Consider the following 7,455-nt stretch of genomic DNA (forward strand, 5'->3'; position numbering starts at 1 on the left):
TGCTGTCGGGTGCTCTCGGGGCGCGCGCCATCGGGCTCACCTGTGGTCTGGGAGTTTGCCGGCCCGGCCTGGCGACAACTGGTCAACTGTACGTGACCAGCGGCTAAAGGGTCAAACGCGGGTCGGCGGCCCGGCCGGGCGAGCCGCCGCGCGGCGCCGGCGCACCGGAGCCTTCGCGGTGGCGGTCACACCGGAGCCGTCGTCCTCGTCATCCTCGTCATCGTTCGAGCCGTTAGTGACCTCCAGGTCGTCGTCGAAGTCACCGTCGTCCTCGGCCAGATCGACTTCCATGTCAAGTTCGTCTTCTTCTTCGTCTTCTTCTTCGTCTTCGTCCTGGTCTTGGTCCGCCGCCATGTCCGCGAAGTCGTCGGCGTCATCGACGGGCTCGGCGGTGGTCCGGGCCGCAGACTCCTCGAACTCCTCGAACTCCTCGTCCTGGCGGCCGTTGGCTGGGGCCATACTGGCCATACTGGCCATGGCCTTGAACATCGGATGATCGCCCGGGGCATGCGACGGCACAGTGGCCACCGGCTGGTCGGACTTGCTCTTCTTCGCTCGCTTGCCGCGCCGTCCAGACTCGGGCTTACGACCGGACGCGGCGGTGTCCACCGGATCGGTGTGCAGCACGATGCCACGGCCGGAACACTGCGGGCAAGACGTCGAGAAGGCTTCGACCAAGCCGGTGCCCAACCGTTTGCGGGTCAGCTGCACCAACCCCAGCGAAGTCACCTCGGACACCTGGTGGCGGGTGCGGTCGCGGGCCAGCGCCTCGGTCAGCCGGCGCAGCACTAGGTCCCGGTTGGACTCCAGCACCATGTCGATGAAGTCGATGACGATGATGCCGCCGATGTCGCGAAGGCGGAGCTGCCGCACGATCTCCTCGGCGGCTTCCAGGTTGTTCTTGGTGACCGTTTCCTCAAGGTTGCCGCCGGATCCGGTGAACTTGCCGGTGTTGACGTCCACCACGGTCATCGCCTCGGTCCGGTCGATCACCAGGGTTCCCCCGGACGGCAGCCAAACCTTGCGCTCCGTCGCCTTGGCCAGTTGCTCGTCGATGCGGTGCACTGCGAACACATCCGGGCCGGGCTGCCCGTCCGGACCCGCCGGGGGCTGGTATCTGGTCAGCTTCGCTACTAGGTCGGGGGCCACCAAGTTCACGTACTCTTCGATGGTCGCCCAGGAGTCGTCGCCGGAGACCATCAGCTCGGAGAAATCTTCGTTGAACAGGTCGCGGATCACCTTGATCAGCACGCCGGGCTCTTCGTAGAGCGTCAGCGCGGCGCCGGCGGCCTTCTCCGCAGCCTCGGCGGCCGTGGTTTCGATCTGGCTCCAACATTGCTGCAGCCGACTCACGTCGGCGCGGATGTCCTCGGGTGTGACACCCTCCGAAGCGGTGCGGATGATGACACCGGCTTCGGGGGGCACCATCTCACGCAGGATCTCTTTGAGTCGCTGGCGTTCGGTGTCGGGCAGCTTGCGGCTGATCCCGGTCGACGACGCCCCCGGTACGTACACCAGGTAGCGACCAGCCAGTGACACCTGGGTGGTCAGTCGCGCGCCCTTGTGCCCGACCGGATCTTTGCTGACCTGCACCACCACGTAGTCACCGGGTTTGAGGGCCTGTTCGATCTTGCGGTTGGCCCCGCCCAGTCCGGCGGCTTCCCAGTTCACTTCGCCGGCGTAGAGCACACCGTTGCGGCCGCGGCCGATGTCAACGAACGCCGCCTCCATCGACGGCAGCACGTTCTGGACGATGCCTAGGTAAACGTTGCCGACCATAGACGTGGATGCAGCAGAGGTAACAAAATGCTCGACCAACACGCCGTCCTCCAGCACCGCGATCTGGGTGTAACGCACACCCTGGTACGGTGGTTCGGTTCGGACCCGGTCACGCACCACCATCACCCGGTCGACCGCCTCGCGCCGGGCCAGGAACTCGGCCTCGCTCAGGATGGGCGGACGACGCCGGCCGGCGTCACGCCCGTCACGGCGACGTTGCCGTTTGGCCTCCAGCCGGGTCGACCCGTTGATCCCCTGGATCTCGTCCCCGGCGCCACCCTGGCCGCGCGGAGCCCGCTCGTGCACCACGGTGTTGGGCGGGTCGTCGGATGCTGCGGACGACTCCGTGTCACCCGCGTCGCCCTCGTCGCCGGTGCCCGACTTGCGGCGCCGGCGGCGTCGCCGCCGCCGACTCCCGGCCTCCTCGGCGGAGCCGGCGTCCCCGGTGTCGGCGCTGGCACCGGCCTGCTCGGCCTCGTCGGCATCGTCGGATTGGGTCTCGTCGTCGGCGTCGGGTGCGTCGCCGCGGTCGTCAGATCCGCGGCCACGGCCGCGACCACGTCGGCCGCGGCGCCGGCGCCGGCTTGCCGGTCGTTCCCCGTCGTCGTCGTCAATGTCCGTGTCGTCGTCGACGAGGTCGGTGCCGGTGTCGGCGTTCTCACCGGTACCGGAAGGCACCGACTGCGGTGCGACGAACAGGGGCAGGTACTCGGGGCGCGACGTCGTCTCGAGCATCAGCCGAGACTCGGGTTCTTCGGCTGCAGAGGCTACGGCCGATGACTCCGGTAAATCGTCGTGTTGTGTCGGTTGTTCTGGTACGTCTGCGGAAAAAGCATCGTCGGCCACGTAAATCTCCTTGAGCCCCCGGGCGCGTCGCGGCGACGCGGCCACGCGAGGGCTTGCGTTGTCTGCCCGGGTCACTTCCCCCCGGGCTTGTGATGGTCTCGCCCCGAGCGGCTCGGGTGGAACCCACTCGGCGCCTGGCTGAATGGAGGCTGGACGATCGGCGCCGCACCGCACGCGGCGGTGGTCGCACTCGCCTAAGTCTTCATTCGGGTGTTAGCCACCGGTCCGGTGACGTTCACCCGACCGCCATTATCCCATACCGCTCGCGGTCTCAGGCGAGCATGCGTGGAATCGCACTGCGCGGACGCGCCGCGTGCGAGTCCGTGCATGCTCGGCGGCCCGGATCAAAGATCGGGGAACCACAGCGCGATCTCGCGCTCGGCGGACTCCGGCGAATCGGAGCCGTGCACCAGGTTGAACTGGGTTTCCAGCGCGAAATCCCCGCGGATGGTTCCGGGCACGGCCTGCTGCACCGGGTCGGTGCCGCCGGCGATCTGCCGAAACGCCTCGATCGCGGCCGGCCCCTCTAAAACGGCGGCCACCACCGGGCCGGACGTGATGAACTCCAGCAGCGACGCGAAGAACGGCTTGCCCTCATGCTCGGCGTAGTGCAGACGGGCCAGCACGTCGTCAACGGTCATGAGTTGCAGCGCCGCGATCGCCAGGCCCTTGTGTTCGATCCGGCTGATGATCTCCCCCACCAGCCGGCGACCCACGCCGTCCGGCTTGATCAACACCAGGGTCCGCTCGGTCACAAGCTGACAGCGTATCGAAACCCCGGTCAGCCCGTCGGTCACTGACGCCGCTTGACCTCGGCGCGAAAGTGGGCGATCAGCAGCCACACCACGGTGAACAGCACACCGACCACACCCACCCCCGGGTAGACGAGGAAACCGGCGATCGGCACCAGCTGCAGTGCCAGGTTTACCCAGATGGCCCAGGGCCGGCCCTGAATGCCGGTCAGCAGCACCAGCGCCACGGCCAGGCCGACCAGGTACACCAGCGACGTCGTGGTCATCCCGTCGCCGACCGAACCGACATTGGCTACCACCGGCAGCGCCAACAGCACCACGATCGCCTCTAGCACCAGGGTGGCGGCCATCACTCCGCGGAAACTGCGCCACGGGTCCACCGGCGGCGGCTGTTCCGGCTGTTCTGGCTGTTCCGTCATTGCGGTTCACGTCCGAACAGGGTGCGTGCGGCCCCCGCGGTGAGCACCGAGCCGGTGATCACAACGCCGGTCCCGCCGGTCCCGCCGGTCGCGCTCCCGCCGGCTGAGTCGTCCTCCACCAGGGCGGTCGCCGTCTCGATAGCGTCCGGCAGCGCCTCGGCGGTGATCACCCGGTCTGCACCGAATCGCTGCTGGGCTGCCCACGCCAGCGCTTCGACGTCCAGCGCCCGGGGCGAGCCGTTGTGGGTGACGACGACCCGGTCCAGCACCGGTTCCAGCGCCGCCAGGATGCCGTCCACATCCTTGCCTGCCAACACGCTGACCACGCCGACCAGGAACCGGAAGTCGAATTCGTCGGCCAGCGCCCGCGCCAGTGCACCCGCCCCGGCCGGGTTGTGCGCCGCGTCGACGAACACGGTGGGTGCGCTGCGCATCCGCTCCAGCCGGCCCGGGCTGCTGGCCGCCGCGAAACCGGCCCGCACCGCGTCGACATCGAGCTGGCGCGCGGCACCGGCGCCGAAGAACGCCTCCACAGCCGCCAACGCCAGCACCGCGTTGTGCGCCTGATGCTCCCCGTGCAGCGGTAGGTAGATCTCCGAGTACACCCCGCCGAGGCCCTGCAGGTCCACCAGTTGCCCACCGACCGCGAGCCGACGGCGCAGCACCGCGAACTCGGAGTTCTCCCGGGCGACGGTCGCGTCGGCACGTACCGAGGCCGCCAGCAGCACCTCCATCGCCTCGGGCACCTGCGCCGCCATGACGGCGACGGTGTCCACCAGCTCACTGTCGGACCGGTGGATGATGCCGGCTTTTTCGCCGGCGATCCCGGCGACGTCGTCACCCAGGTACTCGACGTGGTCGATGCCGATCGGGGTGATCACCACGACCGGCGCATTGACCACGTTGGTGGCGTCCCACCGACCGCCCAGTCCGACCTCGACGACCGCGACGTCGACCGGCGCGTCGGCGAACGCCGCGAACGCCATCGCGGTCAGCACCTCGAACTTGCTCATCGCCGGGCCGCCGTTCTCCCGCGACGACTCGTCGACCATCTGCACGAACGGTTCGATCTCGACGTAGGTCGCCACATACTTCGCGGGGCTGATCGGGGTGCCGTCGATCGCGATGCGCTCGACCGCGGATTGCAGGTGCGGGCTGGTGGCGCGACCGGTGCGCCGGTGCAGCGCGGTCAGCAGCCCGTCGACCATCCGCGCCACCGAGGTCTTGCCGTTAGTGCCCGCGATGTGAATGCAAGGGTAGCTGCGTTGCGGGGAGCCGAGTAGGTCCATTAGCGCACTGATCCGGGTCAGGCTCGGCTCGATCTTCGTTTCGCCCCAGCGCCGGTCCAGCAGGTGCTCGACCTGCAGCAACGAAGCTATCTCGTCCGGGGTGGGCGTTGGGGCGCTCACGCCAGATCCGCCAGGCGGGCGCTGATGCGGTCGGTTTCGTCGGCGGCCAACCGCTGCCGGTCGCGGATCTTGTCGACGACGTGCGCGGGCGCTTTGGCCAGGAACTCGAGGTTGTCCAGCTTGGCACTGGTGGCGGCCAGCTCTTTGCGGACGGCGGCCAGATCCTTCTCCAGCCGGCGCCGTTCAGCGGCAACGTCCACCACGCCGGAGGTGTCGAGCTCGACGACCACCGTGCCGCCGGAAAGCCGTACCTCCACCGATGCCGAGGCGGTGAAATCACCGTCGGGCGCGGTCAGCCACGCCTGCGACATCACCGCTGTCAGCTGCGCGGCCAGATCTGACTCGTTAACGCCAGTCAGCCGGGCCGGAACCTTCTGGCGATCGGCCAGCCCCTGGTCGCTGCGGAATCGCCGTACCTCGGTGACCAGCTTGCGCATATCGCTGATCCGTTGCGCCGCAACCGGATCCATGGCTATCCCGGACGGAGCAGGCCACTCGGCGATCACCAACGACTCCCGCCGCGTCAGCTGCTGCCACAACACCTCGGTGACGAACGGAATCACCGGATGCAGCAGCCGCAGCAAGGTATCCAGCACCTTAGCCAACACTGCCAACACTGCCAGCACCGCAGCGGTCTGTTGCTGCCCCCCGGCAAGCTGCGTTTTGGCCAGTTCGAGGTACCAGTCACAGAATTCGTCCCAGGTGAAGTGGTAGAGCGCCGAACAGGCCCGGCTGAACTCGTATCGGTCGAAAGCCGAATCTACCTCGGCTCGAACCTCTTCCAGGCGTCCCAGAATCCACCGGTCTGCGTCGGTCAGGTCGGCGAGCCCAGCCGGGTCCGGCAGCGGCGCCGTCGGGTCCATCGAGGCGCCATTGAGCAGCGCGAATCGGGTGGCGTTGAACAGCTTGGTGACAAAGTTGCGCGACGCGCGAGCGTGGTCTTCGCCGACGGACAGGTCACCTCCCGGGCTGGCGCCGCGGGCCAGGGTGAACCGCAGCGCGTCGGCGCCGAACTTCTCCACCCAGTCCAGCGGGTCGACGCCGTTGCCGCGCGACTTGCTCATCTTGCGGCCGTGCTCGTCGCGGATCAAGCCATGCAGGAACACGTTTCGGAATGGCACCTGCGGCCCGACGAAAGTCCCGAACATCATCATCCGCGCCACCCAGAAGAACAGGATGTCGTAACCTGTCACCAAAACGCTGGTGGGATAGAACTTCTCCAGTTCAGCGGTGTGATCTGGCCAGCCCAGAGTGGAGAACGGCCACAGCGCCGAGGAGAACCAGGTGTCCAGCACGTCAGGGTCCTGACGCCAGCCCTGGGGCGGGGTCTCGTCCGGGCCGACGCACACCTTCTCTCCATCGGGTCCATACCAGATCGGGATGCGGTGGCCCCACCACAGCTGGCGGGAGATGCACCAGTCGTGCATGTCGTCGACCCAGGAGAACCAGCGCGGCTCCAGGCTTTTCGGGTGGATGACGGTGTCCCCGCGCCGCACCGCATCACCGGCAGCCTCGGCCAGCGAGCCCACTTTGACCCACCACTGCATCGACAGTCGCGGCTCGATGACCTCGCCGCTGCGTTCCGAATGCCCGACACTGTGGGTGTAGGGCCGCTTCTCGGCGACAATGCGGCCCTGCGCGGCCAACGCCTCCCGCACGGCGACGCGGGCTTCGAAGCGGTCCATGCCGTCGAATTCCGTTCCAGTGCCGACAATCCGGGCGCGTGTATCCAGGATTGACGGCATCGGCAGCTGATGGCGCAGACCGATCTCGAAGTCATTGGGGTCATGAGCGGGAGTGACCTTGACCGCGCCCGTGCCGAATTCCGGGTCGACGTGTCCGTCTGCGACGACGGGGAGCTCGCGGTCGAGGAACGGATGCGGCAGCGTCGTGCCGACCAACGCGCGGTATCGATCGTCGTCGGGGTGCACCGCGATCGCGGTGTCGCCGAGCATGGTCTCGACGCGGGTGGTGGCAACGACGATGTGTGGCTGCGCGTCGTCCAGCGAGCCATACCGGAACGACACCAGCTCACCTTCGACGTCTTCGTATTTGACCTCGAGATCGCTGATCGCGGTTTCCAGCACCGGCGACCAGTTGACCAGCCGCTCGGCCTGATAGATCAGCCCGGCGTCATAGAGCCGCTTGAAAATGGTGCGCACCGCCCGCGACAAACCGTCGTCCATGGTGAACCGCTCGCGGCTCCAGTCCACCCCGTCGCCCAGCCGCCGCATCTGGGTGCCGATCGTG

Annotated in this window: 5 protein-coding genes; all 5 read right to left on the minus strand. The window is 67.8% G+C overall.

Translation table 11 applies throughout. From position 1 onward, the window contains the following. Positions 1-111 precede the first annotated feature (111 nt). Positions 112-2,769: an Rne/Rng family ribonuclease gene (locus AC2VOP_RS08630; protein WP_486960584.1), complete on the minus strand. Its 2,658-nt coding sequence runs from the start codon at positions 2,767-2,769 to the stop codon at positions 112-114. Positions 2,770-2,969: 200 nt separating this feature from the next. Then, positions 2,970-3,380: a nucleoside-diphosphate kinase gene (gene ndk, locus AC2VOP_RS08635; RefSeq protein ID WP_486960580.1), complete on the minus strand. Its 411-nt coding sequence runs from the start codon at positions 3,378-3,380 to the stop codon at positions 2,970-2,972. 38 nt (positions 3,381-3,418) lie between these two features. Next, on the minus strand, positions 3,419-3,796 hold the full coding sequence (locus tag AC2VOP_RS08640) for a DUF4233 domain-containing protein (protein WP_486960581.1): 378 nt from the start codon (positions 3,794-3,796) through the stop codon (positions 3,419-3,421). Further along, positions 3,793-5,205: a bifunctional tetrahydrofolate synthase/dihydrofolate synthase gene (gene folC, locus AC2VOP_RS08645; RefSeq protein WP_486960582.1), complete on the minus strand. Its 1,413-nt coding sequence runs from the start codon at positions 5,203-5,205 to the stop codon at positions 3,793-3,795. The genes AC2VOP_RS08640 and folC overlap by 4 nt, the downstream gene beginning before the upstream one ends. After that, the coding region (locus AC2VOP_RS08650; RefSeq protein WP_486960583.1) for a valine--tRNA ligase at positions 5,202-7,455 on the minus strand (2,254 nt) is incomplete at its 5' end. The genes folC and AC2VOP_RS08650, both read right to left, overlap by 4 nt.

This window comes from Mycobacterium sp. TH-M106 (genome assembly GCF_057473765.1).

What these genes read in the sequence shown, in the direction of transcription:
- AC2VOP_RS08640 (WP_486960581.1), bottom strand. Translation starts at nt 3,796, where the DNA reads ATGACGGAACAGCCAGAACAGCCGGAACAGCCGCCGCCGGTGGACCCG.